This window comes from Streptomyces sp. NPDC017943, assembly GCF_044328425.1.
In the GTDB taxonomy this organism is placed as follows: domain Bacteria; phylum Actinomycetota; class Actinomycetes; order Streptomycetales; family Streptomycetaceae; genus Streptomyces; species Streptomyces djakartensis_A.
This window is the reverse complement of record NZ_JBIRHH010000010.1, coordinates 112,017-137,134: the sequence shown is the minus strand read 5'-3', so window position 1 is coordinate 137,134 and position 25,118 is coordinate 112,017. Positions and strand designations below refer to the sequence as shown.

Annotated in this window: 23 protein-coding genes; 9 read left to right on the top strand and 14 right to left on the bottom strand. The window is 71.4% G+C overall.

From position 1 onward, the window contains the following. Positions 1 to 7: 7 nt before the first annotated feature. The 5 genes from ACH4C6_RS29145 (at position 8) to ACH4C6_RS29125 (ending at position 4,677) form a co-directional block, all read left to right on the top strand. Positions 8 to 1,018, top strand: coding sequence for an ABC transporter substrate-binding protein (locus ACH4C6_RS29145; RefSeq protein ID WP_398111603.1), 1,011 nt, complete (start codon positions 8 to 10; stop codon positions 1,016 to 1,018). A 110-nt stretch (positions 1,019 to 1,128) separates the two neighbouring features. After that, positions 1,129 to 1,875 (top strand): methyltransferase, encoded by a 747-nt coding sequence (locus ACH4C6_RS29140; protein WP_398111602.1) that lies wholly within the window; start codon positions 1,129 to 1,131, stop codon positions 1,873 to 1,875. Continuing rightward, positions 1,872 to 2,681 (top strand): Rossmann-like domain-containing protein, encoded by an 810-nt coding sequence (locus ACH4C6_RS29135; RefSeq protein ID WP_398111601.1) that lies wholly within the window; start codon positions 1,872 to 1,874, stop codon positions 2,679 to 2,681. Before ACH4C6_RS29140 ends, ACH4C6_RS29135 begins: the two co-directional genes overlap by 4 nt. Further along, positions 2,678 to 3,682: a GHMP kinase gene (locus ACH4C6_RS29130; protein ID WP_398111600.1), complete on the top strand. Its 1,005-nt coding sequence runs from the start codon at positions 2,678 to 2,680 to the stop codon at positions 3,680 to 3,682. Before ACH4C6_RS29135 ends, ACH4C6_RS29130 begins: the two co-directional genes overlap by 4 nt. After that, the gene (locus ACH4C6_RS29125) at positions 3,640 to 4,677 is read left to right on the top strand and encodes a pyridoxal-phosphate dependent enzyme (RefSeq protein WP_398111599.1); all 1,038 of its coding nucleotides are present in this window, start codon (positions 3,640 to 3,642) and stop codon (positions 4,675 to 4,677) included. Before ACH4C6_RS29130 ends, ACH4C6_RS29125 begins: the two co-directional genes overlap by 43 nt. 66 nt (positions 4,678 to 4,743) lie before the next feature. Here ACH4C6_RS29125 and ACH4C6_RS29120 read toward each other — a convergent pair whose 3' ends face one another. From ACH4C6_RS29120 to ACH4C6_RS29100, 5 genes are all read right to left on the bottom strand, one after another. Continuing rightward, positions 4,744 to 7,521, bottom strand: coding sequence for a glycosyl hydrolase (locus ACH4C6_RS29120; RefSeq protein ID WP_398111598.1), 2,778 nt, complete (start codon positions 7,519 to 7,521; stop codon positions 4,744 to 4,746). Between the two features lie 475 nt (positions 7,522 to 7,996). Further along, on the bottom strand, positions 7,997 to 8,860 hold the full coding sequence (locus tag ACH4C6_RS29115; protein ID WP_398111597.1) for a hypothetical protein: 864 nt from the start codon (positions 8,858 to 8,860) through the stop codon (positions 7,997 to 7,999). A 29-nt stretch (positions 8,861 to 8,889) separates the two neighbouring features. Beyond that, positions 8,890 to 9,255 (bottom strand): peptidase inhibitor family I36 protein, encoded by a 366-nt coding sequence (locus tag ACH4C6_RS29110; RefSeq protein ID WP_398111596.1) that lies wholly within the window; start codon positions 9,253 to 9,255, stop codon positions 8,890 to 8,892. A 286-nt stretch (positions 9,256 to 9,541) separates the two neighbouring features. Then, on the bottom strand, positions 9,542 to 10,162 hold the full coding sequence (locus ACH4C6_RS29105) for a hypothetical protein (protein WP_398111595.1): 621 nt from the start codon (positions 10,160 to 10,162) through the stop codon (positions 9,542 to 9,544). 168 nt (positions 10,163 to 10,330) lie between these two features. After that, positions 10,331 to 11,146, bottom strand: coding sequence for an SAM-dependent methyltransferase (locus ACH4C6_RS29100; protein WP_398111594.1), 816 nt, complete (start codon positions 11,144 to 11,146; stop codon positions 10,331 to 10,333). 197 nt (positions 11,147 to 11,343) lie between these two features. Here ACH4C6_RS29100 and ACH4C6_RS29095 point away from each other — a divergent pair, with 197 nt between their 5' ends. Together ACH4C6_RS29095 and ACH4C6_RS29090 are read left to right on the top strand one after the other, a co-directional pair. Further along, the gene (locus tag ACH4C6_RS29095) at positions 11,344 to 11,682 is read left to right on the top strand and encodes a hypothetical protein (RefSeq protein ID WP_398111593.1); all 339 of its coding nucleotides are present in this window, start codon (positions 11,344 to 11,346) and stop codon (positions 11,680 to 11,682) included. A 279-nt stretch (positions 11,683 to 11,961) separates the two neighbouring features. Then, on the top strand, positions 11,962 to 12,435 hold the full coding sequence (locus tag ACH4C6_RS29090; protein WP_398111592.1) for a hypothetical protein: 474 nt from the start codon (positions 11,962 to 11,964) through the stop codon (positions 12,433 to 12,435). 64 nt (positions 12,436 to 12,499) lie between these two features. Here ACH4C6_RS29090 and ACH4C6_RS29085 read toward each other — a convergent pair whose 3' ends face one another. The 4 genes from ACH4C6_RS29085 to ACH4C6_RS29070 form a co-directional block, all read right to left on the bottom strand. After that, positions 12,500 to 13,390 carry a C40 family peptidase gene (locus ACH4C6_RS29085; RefSeq protein WP_398111591.1) on the bottom strand — a complete coding sequence of 297 codons (891 nt, stop codon included), beginning with the start codon at positions 13,388 to 13,390 and terminating at the stop codon, positions 12,500 to 12,502. Between the two features lie 153 nt (positions 13,391 to 13,543). Then, a complete protein-coding gene (locus tag ACH4C6_RS29080; protein WP_398111590.1) occupies positions 13,544 to 17,467 on the bottom strand; it encodes a helix-turn-helix domain-containing protein in 3,924 nt (1,307 codons plus the stop codon). 203 nt (positions 17,468 to 17,670) lie between these two features. Next, entirely contained in the window at positions 17,671 to 18,120 is a 450-nt protein-coding gene (locus ACH4C6_RS29075) for a peptidase inhibitor family I36 protein (RefSeq protein WP_398111589.1), read from the bottom strand. A gap of 126 nt (positions 18,121 to 18,246) precedes the next feature. After that, the gene (locus tag ACH4C6_RS29070) at positions 18,247 to 19,170 is read right to left on the bottom strand and encodes a hypothetical protein (protein WP_398111588.1); all 924 of its coding nucleotides are present in this window, start codon (positions 19,168 to 19,170) and stop codon (positions 18,247 to 18,249) included. 413 nt (positions 19,171 to 19,583) lie between these two features. Here ACH4C6_RS29070 and ACH4C6_RS29065 point away from each other — a divergent pair, with 413 nt between their 5' ends. Both ACH4C6_RS29065 and ACH4C6_RS29060 read left to right on the top strand, forming a co-directional pair. Next, positions 19,584 to 19,709, top strand: a complete 126-nt coding sequence (locus ACH4C6_RS29065) for a hypothetical protein (protein WP_398111587.1) — start codon at positions 19,584 to 19,586, stop codon at positions 19,707 to 19,709. 83 nt (positions 19,710 to 19,792) lie between these two features. Further along, a complete protein-coding gene (locus ACH4C6_RS29060) occupies positions 19,793 to 20,317 on the top strand; it encodes a hypothetical protein (RefSeq protein ID WP_398111586.1) in 525 nt (174 codons plus the stop codon). 98 nt (positions 20,318 to 20,415) lie between these two features. On the opposite strand, the gene ACH4C6_RS29055 is transcribed toward ACH4C6_RS29060, so the two are convergent. The 5 genes from ACH4C6_RS29055 to sigK form a co-directional block, all read right to left on the bottom strand. Then, positions 20,416 to 21,072, bottom strand: a complete 657-nt coding sequence (locus ACH4C6_RS29055) for a fasciclin domain-containing protein (RefSeq protein WP_398111585.1) — start codon at positions 21,070 to 21,072, stop codon at positions 20,416 to 20,418. Positions 21,073 to 21,143: 71 nt separating this feature from the next. Beyond that, on the bottom strand, positions 21,144 to 22,757 hold the full coding sequence (locus ACH4C6_RS29050; RefSeq protein ID WP_398111584.1) for a molybdopterin-dependent oxidoreductase: 1,614 nt from the start codon (positions 22,755 to 22,757) through the stop codon (positions 21,144 to 21,146). Positions 22,758 to 22,869: 112 nt separating this feature from the next. After that, positions 22,870 to 23,139 (bottom strand): chaplin, encoded by a 270-nt coding sequence (locus ACH4C6_RS29045; protein WP_398111583.1) that lies wholly within the window; start codon positions 23,137 to 23,139, stop codon positions 22,870 to 22,872. Between the two features lie 299 nt (positions 23,140 to 23,438). After that, entirely contained in the window at positions 23,439 to 24,185 is a 747-nt protein-coding gene (locus tag ACH4C6_RS29040; protein WP_398111582.1) for an anti-sigma factor domain-containing protein, read from the bottom strand. Next, positions 24,182 to 24,766 carry an ECF RNA polymerase sigma factor SigK gene (gene sigK, locus ACH4C6_RS29035; RefSeq protein WP_398111727.1) on the bottom strand — a complete coding sequence of 195 codons (585 nt, stop codon included), beginning with the start codon at positions 24,764 to 24,766 and terminating at the stop codon, positions 24,182 to 24,184. The genes ACH4C6_RS29040 and sigK overlap by 4 nt, the downstream gene beginning before the upstream one ends. Positions 24,767 to 25,118: the final 352 nt, after the last annotated feature.

Genomic DNA, 25,118 nt, shown 5'->3' with positions numbered 1-25,118 from the left:
TCCACGCATGCGTACAACCCGCAACCTCGCCGCGGTCCGAAGGCCCGCCGCTCTCGGCTCCGCGCTGGCCGTGGTCCTGGTGCTCACCGGATGTGGTGCCGAGGTCACCTCGGACGCCAAGGAGTCCCGCAAGGTCACCGTCAAGCGGTGCGGTGAACCGGTGGAGTACACGGTGCCCGAGCGGGCCGTCGCCTACGAAGGCGGCAGCGCGGACAAGCTGTTCGCCCTCGGCCTCGCCGAGCACGTGTACGGCTACGTGATGCCGCCCGCCAACCCACCGGTGAGTGAGTCCCCGTGGGCGTCCGACTACGCCAAGGTGAAAATGCTCAGCGACGACCTCCTCAACAAGGAGGTCGTGGTCGAGGCGAAGTCCGACTTCGTGGTGGCCGGCTGGAACTCCGGCTTCAAGGACGAGCGGGGCATCACACCCGAGATCCTGGACAAGCTCGGCATCCAGAGCTTCATGCACACCGAGAGCTGCTTCAACTACCCCGGCCACCCCGAGCGGATGAGCCCCTTCGACGCTCTCTACACCGACCTCGAACGGCTGGGCAAGATCTTCCGGGTCGAGAAGAAGGCCACGGAGGTCGTGGACGCGATGAAGAAGCGCGTGGCGAAGGTCGAGGCCACGGCCCCCGACGGCGATCCCGTGCCCGTCTTCCTCTACGACTCCGGCACCGACCAGCCGTTCACCGCGGGCAACCAGGTACCGCCCAACGACATCATCAAGACGGCAGGCGGCAGGAACGTCTTCGACGGCCTCGACGAGCGCTGGACCCAGGTCAACTGGGAATCCGTGGCCGAGGCGGAGCCCGAAGTCGTCGTCATCCTCGACTACGGCGACCTGCCCGCCGAGAAGAAGATCGACTTCCTGCGGAGGTCCCCGCACACCAGGGAACTCCCGGCCGTGAAGAAGGGCAACTTCTTCGTCCTCGACTACAACGAGGGCATCAGCGGCCCCCGCAACATCGACGGCCTGGAGAAGTTCGCCGCCTACCTGCGCGAACTCAAGGGCTGAGTCCCCGCCCGCCACGGCCTGTCCGGCAGCCACCGACCCCCGCCGGACAGGCCGTCCTTCGCCGTGGCCGCGCGCCACTCCGCCAGGTGACAAGGAAAGGACCTTTGGACATGACCCCCGACCCGACCGGCCGGGCTCTTCTCGAGCAGCTGCCGCCGCCCCTGCCCGCCGACCGGATCATCTCGCTCAACCAGCCCAAGGCGGATCTGCACACCACACGCACCTACGCATGGAACGGCTGGACGTTCGACGTCCCGCCCGGCGTCTTCCTGCCCGGCTGGACCAGCCGCCTGATCCACGAACGCGTGCTCGACGGCCGTATCGAGACCCGCGGCCTGCGGTACGCAGCCATGGGTGTCGGCCTGGGCGTCGAGGCCGTCGCGGCCGGTGTCCGGGGTGCCCGGGAGATTCACGCGCTCGACGTCCACCCCCAGAGCGTGGCCGCCGCCACCCGCCACTACCGGCGCCTGGTCGGCGAGTGCCCCGCGTTCCACCCCGCGGTGAGTGACGTCTTCGACGCTCTCCCCGAAGGCGTCCAGTTGGACGTCGTCACCTTCAACCCGCCCGCCGTCAGCCAGACCGTCAGTGACGACCCCGACGTCGTCCGCAACGTGTGCGTGGGCGCACCCCTGCTGGCGACGTTCTTCGCCCAGATCACGCAGAAGGACCTGCTGGCCCCCGGCGGCGAGATCCACGTCATCGCCTCCAACACCGCGGACCTGCGCGCCCTCGTCCAGCACGCCCTGGACCACGGGCTCCGTCCCCGGATCGACCATCTCCACGACTGGCAGGACGGCGTGCTCACCTACCTCTTCCGCATCACCCACGACACCCCCCGTACCGGAGGACAGCGATGAAGAACACCGAGGAACTCCTGGCCGCCGTCCTCGCCGGCGAGCACGGCCCCCGCCCCGCCGACCTCGTCGCCACCAGCGTCTTCTGGGTGCACCACGGCACCCGCCTGGCCGGCGGCAACACCACCTACCTCAACCAGTACGTGCTCGTCCGTCTGGGCGACTCCTTCGGCGGCTGCGCCTTCGAGGCGGGCGAGGTCGACCCCTCCATCTGCCGCGACGCCTCCGGCACTTCCGTCGACACGCTGCTGCGCGAGGCGCCGAAGCCGCTGAGGATAGCCACGCTCGACGCCTACCTCAGCTCGGTCCGCCCGCACCGGGAGGCGCAGGAGGCGGAACCGGTCACCCTGCCCGCCGGGACACCCGAGACCCGGGCGCTGGCCCGGGACGCGGCCATCGCCGGGCTCCTCGACATCGACGCCGGGGCCAAGGTCGCTCTGATCGGGGTGGTCAACCCGCTCGTCGCGGCCATCCGCGAGCGCGGCGGTGATCCGCTGCTCTGCGACTTCAACCTCCGCGCCACCCAGTGGGGCGACCCGGTCACCGACGACATGCACGAGGTCCTCGACACCGCCGACGCCGTCGTGGCCACGGGCATGACGCTCAGCAACGGAAGCTTCGACACCGTCCTGACCCGCTGCCGCGAACGCGGCGTGCCCCTGGTGGTCTACGCCCAGACCGGCAGCGCCGTGGCGCGCGCCTTCCTCGGGCGGGGCGTGACCGCCCTGTCCGCGGAGCCCTTCCCCTTCTCCCAGTTCAGCGCCGAACCCACCACCCTGTACCGCTACCGGGCGGCGGCCGGCACATGACGGCCGCCACCCGCCGGCCGGGAGCCCCTGCCCGTGACACGGAAGGCGTCGGACGCGCCGCCTGCCACCACGGCGAGATCCTGCAAGGTGTCTTCCTCGACCAGCGGCGTCGCCCCGTCCACGCGCTGGTCACGCTGCCCATGCACGGACCGGGCAGCACCGCCCGCTTCGCGTGCCGGCCAGGCACGCCACCGGAGGAGGTGACGGTGACGCCCGCCGGCCGGACCAAGGCGCGGGCGGCCGCCGTCCTGGCGGTACGGGAGTGCGCGGCGCGCCGCGACGCGGAGCCCTGCGGCGGGGAGCTGACCCTCGCCGGGGACCTCCCCGTCGGGCTCGGCATGGGATCCTCCACCAGCGACGTCATCGCCACCGTGCGGGCGGTCGCCGACTCCTGGGGCGTGCTGCTGCCCGCGGAGACGATCGCCCGCCTCGCGGTGCGCGCCGAAGGGGCCAGCGACCCCCTGATGCACGGGTCACGTCCGCTGCTCTTCGCGCAGCGCGAGGGCCGCGTCCTCGAAGTGATGGGCTCCGCGCTGCCGCCCGCCGTGGTCGTCGGGTGCGCGCTCGCCGGCGGCGCGCCGGTCGACACCCTTTCCCTCCCCGCCCTCCACCACCACGACGACGACCTCGCCGCCTACGGGCACCTGCGCCGGATGCTCAGACGCGCGGTGACCGACGCCGACACCGCCCTGCTCGGCCGGGTCAGCACCGCCAGCGCCCGACTGCGCCAACGCGTCCTGCGCCACGACGAGTTCCCGGCGCTCACCGGCATCGCCGACGCGACAGGCGCCGTCGGCGTGCAGATCGCCCACAGCGGCAACGTCGCCGGCCTCCTCTTCGACCCCCGCGCACCCGGCCTGCACCACGGTCTGCGCCGGTGCACCCGCGCCCTGGAACGCGAGGGCATCGCGCCGACCCGCACCTTCACCACCTTCACGTCCCCCAGTGAGGAGTCCCCGTGGACGAACACATCTCGGAAGCCATCGGACGCCCGGACCTGATACGCCTCGACGACGGCCTGCTCTGCCTCCGCTTCGAGACCATGAAGGTCGTCTCCGCCCTGGCCGCCGTACGCCACCTGCTCGACACCGGAGCCGTACGACGCGGCGACACCCTCGTCGACAGCTCCAGCGGCATCTACGCCTACGCACTCGCCCTGGCGTGTCACCGCTACGGCATGCGCTGCCACATCGTCGGCTCCACCACCGTCGACCGGACCCTGCGCGCCCAACTCGACGTGCTCGGTGCCCACCTGGAGCAGATGCCGCCCAGCAGCAGCCTGAAGCTCGACCAGAACCGCCGTGTCGCCCGCGTACGCGAGATCCTGCGGCAGCACCCGGACTACCACTGGATGCGCCAGTACCACGACGACGTCCACTACCTCGGCTACGAAGCCGTCGCCGAGCAGATCCACGACCGGATCGGTGGCGACTCGCTCACCTTCGTCGGCGGCGTGGGCTCCGGCGCCTCCACCGGCGCCCTCACCCACTACTTGAGGAAACGCGCCGTCGACGTACGGCTCGTGGGCGTTCAACCCTTCGGGAGTGTCACCTTCGGCAGCGACCACGTCGCCGACCCGGAGATCATCATCGCCGGGATCGGCAGCTCCATCCCCTTCGGCAACGTCCGCCACGACCTCTACGACACCGTGCACTGGCTCGCCTTCGACGCCGCGCTCGCCGGCAACGTCGACCTGCTGCGCCGGCACGCCGTCTTCGCGGGTCTGTCCACGGGAGCCGCCTACCTGGCCGCGCGGTGGGAACGCCGCGAAGAGCCCGCCCGTACCGCCCTGTTCCTCGCCGCCGACACCGGCCACCGCTATGTCGACACCGTGTTCGCCCGGCACCGGGAGGCCGCCCGGATCGAGGACCTGGCGCCCCGGACGGTGACCGGCACGGACGAACTGTCCCTCCCGTGGTCCCGCATGCACTGGGCCGGCTCCCCGGCACCCGAGGCAGCGCTCTTCGCAGGCCGCCGCACTGTGCCCGGCTCGTAGTCCACGGGCGGTGCGGCGGGGGGCGCCTGGGTGGCGTCGCCCGCCGCACGCTTCTCGTGCGTCTGGTCAGCTGTAGGGGATCACCACCACGGACTTGTCCGTGCCGGTCTGGAGTTTCGCGGTGCCGTTGCCGATGGCGCTCCAGACCTCCAGGCGGACGGTTCCGCCCTTGAGGTTGCCGAGGGTGCCCGTGGAGGCCTTGAGGCCGCGGGTCTGCGCGTACTCCTCCCATCCGGCGACCGGGTCGGTGGCGAAGTAGTTGTACGTCTCGGTCCGGTCGAAGCTCCCGTCACCGGTGAAGTCGTAGCTCACGCGCGCCTGCTGGCCCAGGCCGACGGTGGTGCCGGCGTCCACCTGCAACCGGAACGTCGTCCCCGCGCCCGGAGTGAGCGTCCCGTTGACTCCGCGCACCTCGTAGACGAGAGGCTGGTACGGAGTGCCGTCGTGGTTGGCGCCGCCGCCGGAGGCGATCGTGTCGCTGCCGGAGGTGCCACCGGTCGCCGTGGTGAGCACTCCACCGCTGCGCAGCTGGAAGGTGTTCCCCGTCGGCGGGTCGGGATCCGGGTCGGGGTCCGAGGAGCCCGACCCCGTGGCGCTCGCGGTGGAGCGAGCCGGGACGGAGAGGGTCTTCCCGTCCGAGAAGGTGACGGTCCGCGCCGACGCCCCGTGGTTGTGGGCGACGTAGGTACGGGTCGTCCCCTTGGAGAAGACCGCCGAGGTGGGCAGGTCGCCGGTCACCGTGGCGTCCGGCGCGCCGATGGCGTCGAGCGTGTTGATCCAGTGATAGGTGTGCGCCTTGGACTCACCCTGCTCCGGCGTGTAGCCGGCGTTTCCGGCGTCCCACTTCGACTTGGCCGAGGCGGGGTCGGCCAGGGACTGGAACTCCCAGAGGATGTCGCGCCACTCGACGGCGGGGCCGCCGTTCTCCCGTTCCATCTCCGCGATGTTGCGCCGGATCGCGGCCTTCTCACCGCCGAGGTGCAGTGAACCACCGGTGACGGGCAGGACGTTGATGCCGTGGATCTCCTCGGGGTTGGCGGTCCACCAGGTGGAGTAGGCCGCGCCGCTGCCCCAGACCATGCCGGCGGTGTCGTGGTTGAAGGAGGAGGGGAAGACCTGCTCGTCCGCGTCGAACCAGTACTGCGCGATCGCTTCCGACTCGGTGGTCAGCAGGTAGGTGCCCAGGTCGCGCAGCGAGGTGTCCCCGGTCGCGGAACCCCACAGGACGAGGGCCGCGCTGAGGTTGGTGGACTCGGAGGAGGACTCCTGGTTGTTGCCGGCGGCGAAGCCCTGGTGGCCGGAGGCCCAGCTGTGGCCGGCGTAGACGTCGAAACCGCGCAGGAAGGGGAAGGCGGTGTCGGTGCGGCCGGGGTTGGCGGCGTCGCGCACGAGGGTCTTGACCATGCCGCCCCACGCGGAGTCGGCGGCCCATCCCTGGTCGTACTGCGCGACGATCGCGGCCGCGTAGACGTAGTAGCTGTAGTGGAAGTGGTGGTCGTTGAGCTCGGTGTCGCTGCCGTACGACGCCGGGTAGCCCGTGAGGGTCTTCCAGTCCTTGTCGTAGCTGAACTCGTTGGCGCCACCCGCTGTGAACCAGTCCTGGAGCTTGCCCTTGAGCAGCCCGAGCAGACGGTCGCGCGTGCCGGTCTCACCGATCTGCTCGGCCACCGGCACGAGTTGGGCGAGGCGGCCGAGCGCTTTGCCGGTCCAGTAGGTGTCGGTGGCTCCCGAGAAGGGGTCGGAGGCGTTCACGACCTCGTTCAGGTAGCCGCGCAGCCGGGCCGCGTCCACGCCACTGGACTTCGGCAGCCCGGGCAGTACCGCCGCCGCCTTCTGGCTCGTGGTGAAGGAGGCCGACTCGCGGACCTTCATGGTGCCGCGGGGGGAGACGTAGGTGTAGGAGGTCAGCGCGTCGGAGGTGTTGAGCCACTGGTGGCGGTAGAGCGCCTGCAGCGTGCCCCGCTCGGTCCCTTCCTTCGCCTCCGTGGTCAGCGTGTACGTGGCTCTGACCGTGCCGCCGGAATAGCTCCAGGCGACCTTGGAGTCGGTGACGAAGCTGAAGGCGTACTTCTTGAAGGTCGCCAGCGCACCGGTGGACGGCAGCACGGCGACGGAGAAGTAGTCCTTGGAGCCCAGGCCTGCGGAGACGGTGGACCCGGAGACGTTCCAGTCGCTGCCGGTCGGCGCGAAAAGGGCGTAGTGGTGTCCGGCGACGGTGATGCCGAGGACGTTGCCCTGGTCGCTGAAGACCGTGGGTGCGCCGGCGGTGGTGATCTGCGCGTTGCCACCCGTGCCCTTGGCGTAGACGAACGGGGAGCCGTGGCCGATGGTGGTGCGCAGGGTACGGGTGCCGTCGGACCACAGCGGAGTGACCGTCCAGTCGGACCAGTCGTCGGCTTTGGTGTCGGGCGAGTTGAGGCCGCTCAGGCCGATGGTGAGGTCCCGCTTGTGGGCGAACTCGTACTGACGGCCGTCACCGACGATCGAGGGGGAGGTCGGGTAGCCGATGTCGAGCCCGCCGGCCGTGGCCTGGTAGGTGAGGGGGTGACCGTACATGGGGGTCGACCACGGGTTGTCGCCGTAGCGCTGGAAGGCGAGGGAGGACCACCAGTCGTTGGTGGGCACGGCCCGGTTCCGCGCGGCGGCGGTCACCTTGGGCGTGACCGGCGTTCCTGTGTTGGTGGTGGGGCCCGACGTGCCGGACGGCCGGGTGTCGGAGTAGCTGCCCGAGCCCACGGGCACGGTGGCCGCGGCCGCCGGGGTGGCGGCCGGGCCGAGACCGAACGCGGCGAGGGCCGGGGCGAGCAGCAGGATCGCTGCGCGTCTGGAGTGTGGGGATGGCATGGGGCACCTCAAGTCTGCACCGGAGGGGAGTCTGAGAGCGCTCTCAGATGGCCGGAACGTAAATGCTGGGTAATAGAGGTGTCAATGGCCTGAACACAACCGGTAGTTGATGGCGCAAGACATCCGTTATGTCTTCGCAGGTTGACGCTGAGACTCGGTGAGTCGGACCCGCGGCGCGGAGGGGACGGATGAACTCCGGGCGGCGGGCCGACAGCGCCACACGTCACGCCTCTCCGAACGGGGAGTTCCTCGTGCCACCAGCGAGGCAGGCTGCCGTCCGCGTCATGTCCGCACGGCCCGCGGGTGTGGGGCGCACGGGGGCAAGCGAGGTGGGCGGGCGTGTCCGCTACAGCGTCGCGGGAGGTGAAGCCTGCGAGACGATCGGTCTCGGTGACGGGTGCGCCGTCGTGCCCGGCACCGGCTTGGCCCGGCCCGGTAACCGCCTTCCCGTATACAGTCCCCGGGCGTCGGCCACTCACTCGTCCGCGGTGCGCAGTGCCCGTTCCTTGGCCCGCCGGTAGTCGGCGACGGTCGAGCGGTCCTCCGCCGTGAGCAGCGTGCCCTCGACCCTCCGCTGGACGCCCGCAACGGTCTTCGCCAGTGCGGTCTCGGCCTGGCAGCGGGCGTCGGCCTTCGCGGTCGCCATCTCGTCGCGGCCGAGCGCTCGCAGGCGCTTCTCGTCCCGCGCGGCGGCGGAGAGACGGATGTTGAGGGATGCGCGGGCGGCCTGGAGGTCCGTGGCGGGGTGCCCGGATTCCTTCATGCAGGCGGACCAGCGCCGGAGCGCTTCACGATAGGCCGGGTCGTCCTCGACGGTGGCGAGCACCCGGTTCGCCAGCTTCATGGTGAGCGGCTCCAGCGTGTTCCACTTCGGCCCGTACACCTCCGCGTTCGCGCGGGCGACACAACCGTCCGCCGAGTACTGCACCGTGGTCCCGCCCGTGAGCCGCAGCGTCACCCGGTGCTCCGGGGTTCCGGTCAGGGCCTCCTGCCAGGACTTCGAGCGCGGCGTCTCGGCAGGTGGCGGAGTGGACCGCAAGTGAAGGTACTCGCCGACGATGCCGTAACCGTCCGCCGCGGCTCGCTGCGGGGTGAGCAGCCCGTAGGGGTTCGTCTCTGCGCCGCGCGCCGAGGAGTTCGCGGGCTGCGCCGTGTAGTCCTGGCCTCGGGCCGTCATACAGGCGGTGACGGCACGCTCCGTGCGGTCGTGCAGGCGCACCGCGTCGGCGTGACTCACCGCCGTGGCTCCCGACAGCGGGCGGACATCGGGAGGTGCGGGCGCACGGCCGGGCTCCTCCGAGGAGGAGCAACCGGCCGCGGCCAGTGCGGTGATCAGCACCAGGTGAGCGAACCGCCCGCGGTGTCGGCTCAGCACCAGCGGTTGGAGGCGACGTTGTCCTTCCACGGGCTGTACAGAGGGGAGTACGTCCAACCCCGCTGCGCCGTGGCGACCGAACCCGTGTAGTTCAGGCCCGAGTAGACGCGCACGTCGCAGTTGTTCCCGTTGTTGTACAGCGATTCCGCGTTGTTGAACTTGTTGTACTGCAACAGGTTGGTGTTGTTGCCGTAGACCGTTCCGGGGTCGCCCGCGCCGTCGGTGCCCAGATACGCGCACAGCGCACCGGACGGGCAGTCGGACCACGCCGCGTTGGCGGGGCCGGCGGTCATCAGCGCGGTGGCAGCCAGCGCCGCAGCACCTAATACGACACCGGCCTTGGAGACCATCCGTTTCATGTTCCGTCCTTCGATCGGTGCCCGCTCTGCTCAGCGGTCACGAGGGGAGAGATGGCGCCGAGACGGTCGTGACGTGTCGCGCGGGCGGATGTCGGTCGTGCTCCCATGCGCGATGCGTCACCGACCGGGTGCGAGTCGTCCAGCGCACCGGGAGGACCGTCGAGCCAAGACTTTCAGCGGGCAGCGACCTTATGTACGGGGGAACCGGCCATAGTTGGACCGCAGTGACACCGCACGCGTGGCGATGCCGGGGGAGCAGGGGCGGTCGGTGCGGGTGTGGTGCCGGTCAGGAGGTCTCGACCGCCTTCGATCCCTCGGGGCAGCGCTGCCGGGCGGCCTGGCGACCGCTCGAGAGCTCCGCCGGTTCGGCGGAGCAGGGGAGGAAGCCGGTACCCGTCCCCTCCCAGGTCCGGACGTGGCCCCTCACCGGCGCGGCGGAGCCGCAGGCATAGGCGAAGTCGGCTTCGACGGCCTTGCGATAGCCCCACGAGTAGTACGCACCCTTGAGATCCCCGGTCGCCGCCTCGAAGACGTGTCCGAGACGCTCCTCGGGTACGTCGCGCTCGCTCGGTCCGGCGAGCGGCTCCTCTACCCCGAGGTGCTTGCCCAAGGCTGTGATCACGTCGGCGGCGCCGACCCCTCGCGGTGCTCCGTTCACCACGGGCCGCACGCGGGTCTCGCCGACCGGCTCGAGCCGGGCCGAGGAGGACGCCGTCCTCTTCTCCAACCGGATGGGGTCCGCGAGTTCGGTCAGCTCCTCCGAACGCCGCACATCCGACCAGGCGTACGTCCCGTCCGTGCACGGGCGGGCGCCCTCCTGCTCGCCGTCCGTACAGGCCGCCGGCCCCGCTGCGAGGACCACCGTGGCCAGAGCGGTTCCGCCGAGTCTCCGTACTGTGCCGCGCATGCGCCGGCTCCCGTCCCCCGTGTGCGGACGCCCGGCGTCCACACCATGATCACTGTTGGAGACATGGTCGGGCGCCGGGCGGAGAACAGCAAGGAGATTGAACGTCACCGGGGCTGGAGGCCGATGACGCCGGGGGCGTACAACGTCACGTCACCGCAAGCCGGTTGGTCAGGGCTTGCGGGCGAGGCCGCCGTGTTCGGCGATCACCTGCGGGGCCGGATCCGTGGGGTCGGGCCGCCAGAGCGGGACGGATACGACGCCGGGGTCCAAAAGCTCCAAACCGTCGAAGAACGAGGTGATCTCGTCGACCGTACGCAGCGTGTACGGCACCGCGCCGCTCTTGTTGTACCCGTCCTGCGCCTGCTCGAAGACCGGGTCGATGCCTCGCGAACCATCGTTGATGGAGAGGTAGCTGCCGGACGGCAGTGCTCCCATCAGACGCGTGACGATCGAGCGCGCCTGGTCGTAGTCCTCGATGTGTCCCAGGATGTTGCTGAGGATCAAGGCCGTCGGCCGGCTGAAGTCCAGCGTGTCGGCTGCGGCCGCCAGGATGCGGTCCGGGTCCAGCACGTCCGAGTCGACGTAGGCGGTCGCCCCTTCCGGCGTGGAGTAGAGCAGAGCGCGGGCGTGCGCCAGCACCATCGGGTCGTTGTCGGCGTACACGATCCGCGACTCCGGGGCGATCCGCTGGGCGACCTCGTGGGTGTTGTCGGCGGTCGGAAGCCCTGTCCCGACGTCGAGGAACTGGCGAATCCCCGCCTCGGCGACCAGGTGCGTGATGTTGCGGCGCAGGAAGGCGCGACTGCTGCGGGCGATGGTCACGATGCCGGGGAACACGGCGGTGTAGGCGTCACCGGCCTGCTCGTCGACCGGGTAGTTGTCCTTCCCGCCCAGCCAGTAGTTCCAGATCCGGGCCGAATGCGGCACGGAGGTGTCGATGTTCTGATGCCCTGCCGGTCCGGAGGTGGTCGCGTGGTCGGTCATGTCTGCCGTCTGTCTTTCAGCCGAAGCGTTGGGTTCAGGTCACAACGTATGGCCTGACCCCCCTGCTCCGTAAGGCAGTTCACCTGTCCGGTGCATCCGAACAGCAGCTTGCGGCGACGAACCCCCTTCGCTCGGCCCGGCCGGCCGGTCGTCGACTGCGCCGGAGCCGCGCAGTGCGTCTCCGGCGCGGTGAAGGGATGGCTGCTCTACGCGTGGTGCAGCTCCGCCGAGCGGCCGACACGCACACGGCCCTCCGGTGGACGCAGAGCACTGAGGTGGCCATCTGCCTGTTGCTGCTGCGGCTGCCGGTCGGCGCCCTCGCCGCGGTCTTCGGTCTGCTCGTGATCCAGGGCGGCTTCGTGCCGGGACTGACGGACCTGGACTCCGGTGCTCAGATCCTCGCCTGGGCCCTCATGTTCGGCATCGCCCAGGAAACCGTGACGCGCCTCGTCGACCAGCAGAGCAAGCGCGTTCTGGGCAACGTCAGGGGGCCGTCGAGGGGCCTGCGCGACGAGGACGAACCCGACGAGAGGTAGACCCACCGCCGTCCTCCGAGGCGGTGTCCGTGCAGGCCGGTTGGGCACATGCCCGCCCGTACGACCATGTCGCGAGCCCGTGCACACCCTGACACTTGTCAGTGTCGCGATGCTCCGTGCCCGCACTACGGTCCGAGGCGCTGACACGGGGGAGCGCCGGGCCGCTGCGGCACCCGGGGGAGCAGAGGAGCCGGCTCTCCGGCGCGTGACAGCAGCAGCCGTGGTGGCGGAATCCGGCCGCCGGAACGGCTGCGTCAGTCGCGACTACCGAGGGGTCACATGAGCGTGAGCAGAACCAAGACACGAGTTGTTGCGATGGTCGTGGCGATGATCGCCGCAGTCCTCGTGCCTCTGGCGGCGTCGGCACCGGCGCAGGCAGCGCAGGACGGCACGGCCGGGACCACCGCATGGACACCGCAGATCTCCCCGCTGTTCTCCGGCGAGTGGGTGAGGCGGGACGTGCCGGCCGACAAGCGGAACTCGGAGCTGATCGCGTGCTCCCTGGCATCCGGGATCGCCTGCGTGGCCGTTGGCCAGGGTGACGGCAAGCTGAGCATCTTCCACCTGTTCAAGTGCGACACACGGTCGCTCTCGAACTTCGTCGACTCCCTCTTCGCCCGCAACAATCAGACCGGCGGAGCCCAGGTCCGCTTCTGGGGACCCACCTACTCGTACCACGCCCCGGCGGACGGCCAGATCTACAGCTTCCCGGACTACGCGACCTACGACTTCCACAGCCTCGACATCTGCTGAGGCGCGTGGACCCGGGCACCACTTGATCGCGGTGCCCGGGTCCCCTGCACGGCGCTGCGCCCCGTCACACCATCGGCACGGGCTTGTCCGTCCCGCAGTCCGAGACGCCGTCGAGCCACGCCGGCCCCTGGATGTAGATGTTGCTCACCCACGCCCGGTAGTCCGGCAGGTACGACCACGCGTCGTTGTCGTAGCCCTCGGCGCTGACCCTCTCCGCATGGATCTGGCACTGCACCCGGATGGTGGTGGAGTACGGGAAGGCGTACACACGTGCCGCGCCGAGCGCGGGTTTGGCCTTGGTCCACACGTCGGTGCCCCAGGTCTGGTGGATGTGACCGGTGACCTGGCCGGTGTTGACGCGGACGGCTCCGAAGTAGCCGTTCATGCGGACGTCACTGACCATGAGCCGGGTGCCCGACTCCTTCGCCTCGACCATCTTGCCCGCGCCCAGGTAGATGGCGATGTGGTGCAGGTCGTCCGGCGTGCCCCAGGCGAGGAGGTCGCCGGGCAGCAGCGGAGCGAGGCCCTGCGCGGCCGTGAAGCGGGCCGCGGCCCGATGCGTGTAGTACTGCTGGCTGGCGATGCCGTCGAGGATGTCGGAGCCCGTCGCCTTGGCGTAGGCGTGCCGTACCAGGCCGGAGCAGTCGAAGCCGAGCCGCTCCGGGTCGTGCGCGCTGTCGGGGTCGGTGGGGTCGACCTGCCCGTAGGTGGCGCCCGGCCGGGGACCGTGGCCGCCGCCCCACGTGTACCAGGTGCCGGCCGCCACTTCGGCGCAGGCTGCGGCGATCGCCCGCTCCGCGGCGGGGGAGGCCCCGGGCGCGAGGGCGCCGCACTGCGCGGCGGCCGTCTGCGGCGCGGACTGCGGGCCGGGCGCGGCGGCGGCGGACACCGGCGCCCAGAACATCAGGGCCATCAAGGCGATCAGTGTGCGGATGAGACCGGTCCGGCGGACCATGCCAGGACCCCCGTTTCCTGTAGGCGGTGAAGAAGTGGTCGCACAGCAGCCTGCTCGCCGCGGCCCGTTGCCGTCGACGCCCCGCCCGTCGACTGTTGCCGACAGGCAACGGGAAACACCTGGGAAACACCCCCCGATCAGGGACTCCGTCCCTCAGTCCCGGCCGTCGCAAGGGGTCTTGTCCGAGAGCGGGACCCCGGGCAGCAGGTGGGCGCGTTCGTCCGCGTCCAGGTCCGCGCGCAGCCGGCAGATCTCCGCCAGCCGGGACCGGGGGTCGAGGTCCCACAGCCGTACGGTGCCGTCGGTGCTGCTGCTGGCGACCGTGTGTCCGTGCGGAGCGAAGACCACGCTCCACACCGCGTTGGTGTGCCCGGTCAACGTCGCCCACGGACGCCTTCCGGCCACGTCCCACAGGCGCACCGTACGGTCGTTGCCGCTGCTGGCGAGCGTCCGGCCGTCCGGGGCGAAGGCGATACCCCGGGTGGAGCCGATGTGCCCGGTCAGCACGGCCGGCGCACGGCGCCGTCCCACGTCCCACAGCCGGATGGTGCCGTCGTTGCCGCTGCTGGCCAGGGTCCGCCCGTCCGGCGCGAACGCGACGCCGCGGACCGCGCCGGTGTGGCCGCCCAGCGTGACGAGGAGCCGTCGCGCGGACACGTCCCACAGCCGTACGTCCAGATCGTCGCCGGCACTCGCCAGGGTCCGGCCGTCGGGGCTGAAGGCGACACCGTTGACGTAGTCGCGGTGGCCGGTCAGCGTCGCCCGCGGCGTGCGCTCGTCCACACCCCACAGGCGCACCGTGCGATCGGCGCCCGCCGAGGCCAGAGTCCGGCCGTCGGGCGCGAAGGCGACGGAGAGCACCTGCCCCGAGTGGCCCCTCAGCGTCCTCAGCAGCGAACGGCCGGCCACGTCCCACAGCCGGATCGTGCCGTCGGAACCCGCGGAGGCCAGGGTCCGCCCGTCGGGTGCGAAGGACACCGAGAAGACCGTCTCCGTGTGGCCCCGGAGCGTCCCCACCAGCCGCCGCCCGCGAACCTCCCACAGGCGCACGGTGTGGTCGGTGTCGGCCGTGGCCAGCAGGGACCCGTCCGGGCTGTACCGCGCCTGCCACACCTCCGTGAACGGACGCGCCGTCAGCACCGGGCCGCCCAGGTCCCACAGGACCACGGACCGGTCGAACCCGGCCGTGGCCAGCAGGGCACCGTCCGAGGTCACGGCCGCCCCCATGACGTAGTCGGTGTGGCCGGCCAGCACGGCGGTCTGCCGGCCGCTGCGCACGTCCCACAACCGGGTCGTGCCGTCACCGACCGCGCCGATGACCGTGGTGCCGTCGGGGGTGTACGTCACTGCGTTGATGTCGTCGCTGCTCCCCGGCAGCGTCGCGCTGAGCCGGCGACCGCGGACGTCCCACAGCCGTACCGTCCGGTCGATGCCGCCGGAGGCCACCTTGCGGCCGTCCGGGGAGAACGCCACGCCCAGCACCTCGTCGGTGTGCCCCTTCAGCACGGTCGACTGCGCCGCCCGGTCCGTGTCCGTGTCCCACAGCCGCACCGTCCGGTCGCTGCCGGCGGAGACCAGGGCCCGGCCGTGCCGCGCGTACCCCAGCGCGTTGACCGAGCCCTCGTGTCCGGTCAGCGTCGCCGTGATCCGCGGCCTGCCCGCCGTGCCCCACACCTCGATCGCCCCGCGCGTGGTCGCGACGGCGAGCCTGGCTCCGCGGGGGTCGAAGGCCAGCGTCCGGGCGCCGCTGGTGCCTTCACCGAGCACGGCCGTCCGCCGGGCCCCGGCGACGTCCCACAGACTCACGGGACCGCGTGCCGACGTCGCCGCCAGGAGACGGCCGTCGGGGCTGAACGCGATCGACCGGACGGGACCGTGCACCGCGAACGTGGCGGTCGTCCGGCGGTCGTGCACCCGGCGCAGCGTCACCGTCCCGTCGGAACTGGCCGTCGCCAGGGTCCGGTTGCCCGGCGCGAAGGCCACCGCGTTGACCGCGCCCCGGTGGCCGCCCAGCCGGCCGGAGAAGGGCTGGGACTGCGTGCTCAGCAGCGCGCCGCGCGCCTCGGTGGTGGCGTGGGTCCGATACGCCTCCCCGGCCAGCAGCATCGACGCCTCGGGCTGCCCTCCGGCGAGCGACGCGGACCGTACGGCGAGGGCCTGGGAGCGGGCGACGGCTTCCTGGTCCAGGGCGCTCTCGCGCTGCTGGTAGGCGAACGCCCCGGCGGTCAGGGCCAGGCCCAGCAGCACGGCGAGGGTGGCCAGCATCGACTGCCGCAGCCGGACCTGGCGTCTGCTCTGCCGCTCCAGCACCTCCTGCTCGGCCAGACTCGCCCCGAGGAAGGACTCCTCCCCGGGACTGAGCCGGCTCCAGCCGTCGAGCTCCTCGGCCCAGGAACGCACGGTGTTCAGCCGGGTGCCGCGGTACAGGACGGACGGATCCCGGCCTTCGCGCTCCCATTCGGCAGCGGCGTGGGCCAGTTGCTGATGGAGCAGCAGTCCGGCGCGGTCGGCGTGGATCCAGTCGCGCAGCCGCGGCCACGCGTGCAGGAGCGCCTCGTGGGTGATCTCGACCGTGTCGCTGTCCATCGTGATGAGCCGGGCCCGGACGAAGGCGTCGAGCGCGGCGGGAGCGCCGTCGGCGTCGGCGAGCTGCTCCATCAGCGCCGCCCGGCCCATCCGGCGGCGGGTCGCCCCCGCCCCGTCCGCGACGTACACCAGGCGGGACAGCACACGGCGGATCGTCTTCTGCTCGGCCGGATACAGCCGGGTGAACACGCTCTCGGCGGTGCGTGCGATCGCGCCCCGGATCCCGCCGGCCCGCTCGTACCCGGCGACGGTCAGTGCGGAGCCCTCCCGCCGCTGCCAGGTGGCCAGCAGAGCGTGCGAGACGAGCGGGAGGGCCCCCGAGGGCGTCTCGTGCGCGCCGGGATGGCCCCCGGCGGTGTCGGGGGAGGAGCCGCCCGGTCCGTCGAGCAGCCCCGCGTCGCGCAGGAGCAGGGGGACCAGCCCCGGCTGGAGGGTCAGCCCGGCGAGCCGGGCCGGGCGCGTGATGGACTCGCGCAGCTCCGCCAGGGACATCGGGGGGAGCACGTACAACGCGTCGGTGAAGACCGCGGCCAGCTCGGGCAGTTCGAGACAGCTGCCCGTGAAGTCGGCCCGCATGCCGAGCACCACGACGGCGGAGCCGTGCCCGCCTGCGTCCGGCCAGGACGCCGCCAGCGCGCGGAGCACCCGGACGAAGGACCGGCGCTCGTCCGCGTCCGTGCAGAGCGTGAAGAGTTCCTCGAACTGGTCGACGATCAGCACCGGCCGGCAGGGCGGCGGCCGGCGGCCCCCCGCAGGAGCCCCGGGCGGGGCCTCGGTCATCGCACGTACGGCGTCCGGCACCGCGTCGGGGTGGCGGCGGGCTTCCTCCACGGTGACTCCGAGGTCCCCGCCCACCGCCTTCGCGGTGCGCTCCAGCAACTCCTCCAGCGGCCGCGACGTTGGCGTGAACGTCACCACCGGCCACCGGTCGGCACCGGGCATCGGGAAGGCGCCGCGCCGCAGGGCGGGCACCAGTCCGGCGTTGAGCAACGACGACTTGCCCGCTCCCGAGGGCGCGACCAGCAACAGCGGGCCGTTGCCCACCCGTTCGAAGACCCGTTCCACCAGAGCGGCCGTCGCCCGTTCCCGGCCGAAGAACCACTCCGCGTCCTGCGGGGTGAACGCCGAGAGTCCACGGTAGGGACACGGCTCGTCGGACTGCTGCTCGGCCAGCGCGGCCTCGGGTGCGTCCTCGCCGCCGGAGGGCGGTCTCTCCTGGACGAGCCTGAGCAACTCCCCGTCCGCGCCGAGCACCTGGTCGCAGAGGCGGGCGACGTCGAGGGTCGCTCGCTTCGTCCCGGTCTCGATCTTGCTGAGGTAGCCCTTGCTGTAGTGCGTCTGCCGCGCCAGATCGGTCAGTGACAGACCGCGCGCCTGGCGCAGTCGTCGCAGTTGCGCGGGGAAGGACTGCGTGGTCGGCGCGTTCCCGTCCCGCCCGTTCCGGTCGTCGGCGTCATGCCCGTGCTGCGGGTCTCCCACGGTGTCCCCCATGGCAGTGCGTCCGTGAGACGGCGGATGCCCAGGCTACTGCGGGGGCGCGCAGGGCAGCCGAGCCTTCCCCCGGTGTGGCGAAAAGGCGAACGTCCGGAACCTGTGGGGCGGTTCCGGACGTTCTGCGCGGCTTGCTGCGCCGAGTCGGGTCGGTGGGGCGGCCCGCAGGGAGCACGGGCCGCCCGTTCGCCGTCGACGGCGGATCAGGTCAGGAAGGCCCCGCAGGCGCTCCTGGCCACCCAGCGGTGCGAGGTGATGTTGTCGTTCACGATGACGCCGTTGGTGAACCGGTTGTCGGTCAGGTTGTCGGCGTACAGCTCGCCCGGCGCGAGACACGCGTGGCCGCCACCGTAGTTGTCGTTCTCGTAGAAGGCCACGTGGTCCAGGCCGCCCGTGTAGCCGCGGTTCATGACGGAGGTCGCCTTGTCGTTGGAGCCGGGACCCCAGTTGCTGCTGTTGCCCGCCGTGCTGATCAACAGGGTGCCCCCGCAGTCCAGGTCCTGCCAGGCGTACATGTAGCCGTTGCGCGGTCCCCACTTGCTGTTGCAGCCGGGGCCGGGAACGGCGCTCTCCGCCGCCTGGGCGGTGGCGGGCACGGCCAGGCCCAGGGCGGCGAGCCCCAGGACCGCTGCGGTGACGCTGATCTTGCGCATGCTGTTTCCCTCGTTTCCTGTCACTGTCGGTGTGGTGCCGGTCGTGCGGAGGTGCGGGTGCGGTGTGCCGGGCCGTCGGCCCGGCGCGCCACACCGGTGAGCGGTGTCGGGCCCCGGAGCGCGTGGTCAGCGGCGCTCCGGAACGATCCGCACCGCCCGGTCGTAGGCCCGCTGACCGAGGTGCCGGTAGGTGTCGATCTCCTGGCCGTACCGGTCACGCAGGCGTTCCAGGTAGTACGTCTCGCGGGCTGAGGCCACGGCGCGCAGGGAGGTCTGCCGGGCGCAGACGGCGTCCGCGACGGCGACCCTCCGCTCGGCGGCGAACGCCTCATCGGAACGGGCCGGTTCCAGCCGGCCGGCGTTGCCGCGGACGGCGTCGCGAGCGGCCCGCGGATCCTCGTAGGTCAGTCCCGCCCGCTGCATGCACCGCGACCACGCCCTGACCGTGGAGCTGAGCCGGCGGTCCCTCATGAGCCGGTCCCCGTAGAGGGCGTTGAGACCCGTGACGACCTTCCCGGCGCGGAACCAGGCGGCCGGGTCGCCGTAGAGCGTGCGCTCGGCCTCCTCCATGCAGCCGCCCAGACGCTTGCGGATCTTCCCGCCGCCGGGCAGGGCCACCGTGAGCACGCGGGCGTCCGCGCCGCCGTCCAGCGCCGCGTCGAAAGCCGCCCGCCGATCGGCCGGCAGACCCTGCCGGTAGGCGGCGACGGGATTACGTGCGTGGAGGGCCTGGCCCTTCGCCTCGATCCGGCCCCCGTACCCGTGGGTGCGGGCCCACGCCACGTCGTCCTGCACGAAGCGCACCGGCCGGCTCTCGTCGAGCGTCAGACCGCGGTCCTCCCAGAAGGTGAAGCCCCGGCGGTTCATGCACTGCTTGACCAGACGCTGCTGCGCATCGGCGACGCGCAGCTCCTGTTGCCAGGTCAGCGCCGCGGGCCGTGAACGCGGGCCCCCTGTACGGCCGTCATCGCCGTCACCGCCGGTGCACCCGGTCGTGACAACCGCGGTGGCTGCCACAACCGCGCAGACCGACATCAGTGCCCGTCGCATGGACTCCGCCTCCCTTCACCGCGGCCGGCTGACGGATCCAGAGTTGCGCCGCCCCGGGCCGGGCGGCGACGGGTTTCCTGTTGCCCACCGGCCCGGTGACCGGGAAACCGGGGACGAGCAGGGGGGATGCGGGAGTGAAGGCAACCGGGGGGCGGGCGGGCGTCCGTGGAGAACACGGCCCGACCGTGACGCGGAGCAGCGCCACCCTCAGGAGCAGTCGGGCGCTATACCGCACAGCTCACCTGTTGGCAGCGGTGTGACAGGTCGGCGAAACGCACGGGACTCTCGCCGCAGTGACTTCGGCGAGACCTCGTCCACCGGTCCGAACATGTCCGTCGCCCGAACGGGTACAGGGCCGCAGCGGTGTCCTCGACGAGGCGCCGACGGAGCAACTACGGGCAGGAGGGGGTTACATGCTTCATGGTCAGTTCCTGGCCAAGGGTGCCGGAGAGGGCACTCCGGCCTTCTGGCTCATCGCTGTCGCCTTGGTGGTCGTCGTCGGCGTGGCGTTCCTGGTGTCCAGAGCCCGCAACAAGTAGGAGAGGGCTTTGCTACGCCCGAAATGACGTCAGAGGGAAACGCGCACCGCATGGCGGACGGCACGAGTGGGCAGACGTGACCCATGTCCGGAACAAGCGGCTCCACCATGCCCGGCGTCGAGTTCTGCTCGTTGAAGGTGGACACGCCCCAGTTGATCGCGCCCGGGTCGGCTTACAAGGTGGTGCGGTTCCCGTTCGGGGCGGGCGAGTCCACGGACAGGTGGGAGATGCACCAGGCCGTGCAACCCGACGGCTACGTGGTGTCGAACTGGGCGACGGACGACCGCAGCGGGCTGATCTGGCCGTCCAAGGCCGGCCTCGGGCAGCTGTATGCGCTCCTGCAGTGGGAGGCGCGCAGCCGTAAGGGCGGCTACGAGGAGCTGCGTGACCAGTTCGTGCGGGACCCGCTCGGTCTGACGCCGCGTCCCGACGACACCACAGCGACCGAGCACCGCGTGCCGAGTCCGGGCCGGCAGTTCTTCGCGAAGCACTGGGCCATCAACGTGGACCCTCGTACGCCGCTGGCACTGCGCGTCACGCACGACGACGCCAAGGCGAGGCTGCTCCTGCTCGCCGAGTTCAAGCTGGTGATCCACCACGCTGGTTGAGGGTGTCCCCTCCACCTCGGGAACCGGTCTCCGGGCGTGAGTGCCTGCCGGCCGGGCGCGCTCGCGCGAAGCCCGGCCGGCAAGTGGGGGAGGGGCCGTCAGCTCTGCGGCATCAGCACGGTGTCGATGATGTAGACGTTGGCGTTGGCGGTCTTCACGTTGCCGCAGACCACCTTGGCCGAGTCGTTGACCATGAACGACTCGCCGGACCCGGACGTCGTCAGCTTGGACTTCGCCAGGGTGTCGAAGGAGCCGTTCTCCAGGTCCTTCGGGGCGAGCTTCCGGCCCACGACGTGGTAGGTGAGGACCTTGGTCAGCTGCTCCTTGTCGTTGAGCACCTTGTCCAGGTCCGCCTTCGGGATCTTGGCGAAGGCGTCGTTGGTGGGTGCGAAGACGGTGATGTTCTCCGCGTTGTTGAGGGTGTCGACCAGGCCCGCCTTCTTCACCGCGGTGACCAGGGTGGACAGCGCCGGGTTGTTGGAAGCGGCCGTGGCCACGGGGTCCTTGGCCATGCCGTCGAAGGAGCCGGCACCGTCCTTGGGCACGGAGGCGCAGGCGGGGCCGAAGGGCTCGTCGGCGGCGGACGGGCTGGAGCCCGCCATGGCGTCGTCGGAGGCGGGAGCGGACGCCGATGCCTTGGTGTCGGAGTCGGCCTTCGACGAGCTGCCGCCGTCGTCGGAGCAGGCGCTCAGCGCGAGGGGGAGGACGGCCGCGGCTGCGACGGCGGTGGCGATGCGGCGGACACGGGTGTTCATGGGGTTCTCCTGTTGATCGAGCGGCCGTCGGCCGCTGTCGGGTGTAGGGGAAAAGGGAATGGTTCGGGGGGTCACTCGACGGTCACCGCGACCGAGTGCCGGCCACTGGCACCGTCGGGAGCCGTGCGCGTGCGGTGCGCGGTCTGCACCTGACCGGTGCGGTCGGTGGCGCGGACGGTGAGGGTGTGCGAGCCCTTGGTCGCCTTCCAGGGGAAAGACCACTGGCGCCAGGTGTCCCGGGTGTCCTCGGCGGCCAGCGTGGCCTCCTGCCAGGGACCGTCGTCCACCCGGAGCTCGACCCGGTCGATGCCGCGGGACTGGGCCCAGGCGACCCCGGCCACCATCACGGTCCCGGTCTTCGGACGGGCGAACGGTTTCGGTGTGTCGATCCGCGACTGGGTCTTGACGGGTGCCTCGCGGGCCCAGTCGCGCCTGACCCAGTAGGCGTCGTAGGCGTCGAACGTGGTCAGTTCGATGTCCTCGATCCATTTGCAGGCCGACACGTATCCGTACAGACCCGGTACGAGCATGCGGACCGGGAAGCCGTGCTCGAAGGGCAGCGGGGCACCGTTCATGCCGAGGGCGAGCATCGCGTCGCGGCCGTCCATGACGTCCTCGACCGGGCTGCCGATGGTCATGCCGTCCACCGAGCGGGCCACGAGCTGGTCGGCACGGCCCCCCTTCGACGGCGGCACGACACCGCATTCCGCCAGGAGGTCCGCCAGCCGGACGCCGATCCAGCGGGCGGTGCCCACGTACGGGCCGCCGACCTCGTTGGACACACAGGTGAGCGTGATGTGACGTTCGATCAGCTCACGTGCGAGCAGATCGTCGAGGGAGAGGGTGAGCGGACGACGCACCCCGGTGCCGTGGATGCGCAACCGCCAGCTCCTGGCGTCGACCTTGGGCACGACCAGGGCGGTGTCCACCCGGTAGAAGTCCTCGGTCGGGGTCACGAACGGACTGACACCCGCCACCCGGACCCGGGCCCCCCGGGGTGTCGGGGGAGCGGGCGAGCCCGCGGCCGGGAGGACAAGGCTGTTCCGGGAGGCGACCGCGCCCCTGCCGGCGGAGTCGTTCAGGGACCGGCCCAGTACACCCGCTCCCGCCGAGGCGGCGGCAGCGGCCGTGGCCGCGATGACGAAACCACGTCGGTCCCAGCCTTCCTCTCCGCTCGCGGCCGGGTGCCGGTCCGATCCGTCGGGGGAGCGGCCTGCTGTGCTGATCCGGCCCGTGAGGAGGTACAGGAGACCGGCCGCGACCACCGCCCCCACCAGGGAGGGAAGCGCGTCCGCGACACCCTCGGAGTCCGGTCGCCCCAGGGCCGCCGCGGAGCCGACGGCACCGAGGACCAGCACTCCGGCCGCTCCCAGGCGCCGATGGCGCAGCCCGAGAACACCGAGAGCCAGGGCGAGGACCACCAGGACGGCCAGGATGCCGGCCTGGAGCACCAGTTTGTCGTCCGCACCGAACGTGCGGATCGCCCAGTCCTTCACCGCGGCCGGGGTGCGGTCGACGACCGCACCGCCGACCGCCACGACCGGACCGGCCTGTGGCCGCACCCCTGCCGCCACCAGTTCGGCCACGGTCAGTGCGGCGAATCCGGCCAGCAATCCGCTCAGCGCACCGAGCACAAGGCGCAGTCGCTGCACGGGAGTTCGCGGCCTCTTCTCTTCTTCGCTCACGTGGGTAATCCGCTGCCGGACGGCGGCCGGATTGGCCCGGAAATCAAATCGATCGACTTTCTTCCCGGACCAATCCGCGGCGCTCGCGGCTTCGGATGTTCCGGTCTTCCGGTCAGCCCCGACCCGTCCAGCCGTGGCCGCTGACATTGGCGCATGTGTTGCCGAAGGCGGGGTTGAGCAGGCCGACGACATCGACCGTGTTGCCGCAGAGGTTCACCGGAATGTGGACCGGCACCTGCACGACGTTCCCGGAGGCCACGCCGGGGGAGCCGGCGGCCACGCCCTGGGCGCCGCTGTCCGCGGAGGCGGCCCCGGCCGCACCCAGCGCCAACGCACCGGCAGTGGCGACGAGACCGGCGTTCCGGATCGCACGGATCTTCATGGTTGTTCTCCTTGTTTCGCGTTCCCGGGCGCAGCGCAATTCCGCCCGGGCGCCGCGCTCTGCGGCGGTCACGCGTAATTCGCTCGCCGGGGAAGAGCGGATTGCCGCAGGCGGGCCGTCCACTCGAAGGGGGCAATGCGATTCGGTCACCCTGTCGAAAAGGGCGAGAGTGCGCGAAGAAAGCCCCGGTGGTCAGCAGACCTGCTGACCACCGGGGCCCGGCGAGCAACGGAACACGCAGCAGAACTGCGTTCAGCCACCCGCCTTCATCGATCGGTCCGGATGTCCGGACGCGCCCGTCACACCGGCAGGTCCACCACCGCCACCGGTGCCGAGGTGGGGCGAGGTGACCCTCCGGCGGGTTCGACCGTGATGCCCACGGCGGAGGCCGCATTGGCCGATCCGGACAGGGTCACGGCCTGACGGGTGCGGTCGCTGTCCATCAGCCCTGCCGGACGCATCGTGCCGCCCTGGTCGTACCAGAGCTGGTAGACCTTGCCGTCGGGCGGCGCCGCCATGTCGGCCGCCACCAGAACGGCCTTGTCGTGCGCGCGGGAGACGACCAGGGCTGCGCTCGCACCCCCCTGCAGCGGGACGCGACGCGACACCGCGTCGGCAGCCCCCAGCACGGTGGCCAGCTCGTCCGCCTGCCGACGGGCCTGCTCTTCCTGCGCCACGGCGTCCTCGGCCCGGTCGTGCTCCCACACGGCCACTCCTCCCAGGGCGGCTGCCGCGGCCAGGCAGGCGGCGAGCACGAGCGGGGAAAGACGCCGGCGCAGCCGCGCGGCCGACGGCGTGCGCGGGACGTGCGGGGCCACCTGCCGCACCGTGGTCACACGTTGCTGGACCTGCCGCTTCATGGCGGGGTCGGGCCTGACGGCGACGGCGGCCGCCAGTTTCGCCGCGGTGGCCGTGAACTCGGTGATCTCGTCCGCGCAGGACGGGCACGCGTTCAAGTGCCGTTCGAACAGTGCGCGTTCGTCGTCGGACAGGGCGTGCAGGGCGTAGGCCCCGGTCAGGGTGTGCAGATCCGTGTCGGTCGTCATGCGCTCACTCCGAGGCAATCGCGCAAGCGGATCAGTCCGTCACGCAGGCGGGTCTTGACCGTCCCCAGGGGCAGGGACAACTGGGCGGCCACCTCGCGGTAGGTCAGCCCGCGGTAGTAGGCCAGGGTGACGGACTGACGCTGCAGCTCGGTGAGCGTGCGCAGGCACCGGCGGACCTGTTCGCGTTCCAGGCGGTTCTCGACCTGCTCGCTCACCTCGTCGTACTCCGGCAGCCGGTCCAGCAGCGCGGCCTTGTGGTCCCGGGCCGCGGCCGCCTCCACCGAGCGGACCCGGTCGATGGCACGCCGGTGGGCGAGGGTGAGGATCCAGTTCAGGGCCGTACCGCGGTCGGGCCGGTAGCGGGGCGCGGTGCGCCAGACCTCCACCAGCACCTCCTGGGCGACCTCCTCGGACTGCGCCGCGTCACGCAGCACTGCTCGGGCCACGCCCAGTACGGAGGCCGCGACGGCGTCGTACAGCCGGCCGAAGGCATCGGTGTCCCCGCGTGCCACGGACTCCACCAGCGCTGCCAGGTCCGGCTGCTTCACCGGGCTCGGGCCGATAAATACGGGTTCCTTCACCGACATCCATCCCTGCGCCGGTCGCGACCGGCACCGTTGTCCGTTCCTGCCTGGGTGACGACACGACTTCGGCGGTCGCCGGGGCGCCGGATGCGAGGTCCCCGGACAGGTGCCCCCGCTGGGTCCGCGCAAAGCCACCTGTCCGTGTCCACCACACAGGGAATCCGACTCCGTGAGGCCGGCGGATTGGTCCCGTCGGCGATGTTTCGCACGACAGCGGCAGACATGAGGGCACCTGAGGAAGGGAAACTCCCGTGACCCACAGCGGCGCCGCAGTGGCGAACAGAGCGGGCGCACAGCCAATGCGACCGGCAGATCCGGGTCCACACACTCCACGGCGTGGAGGTACGGC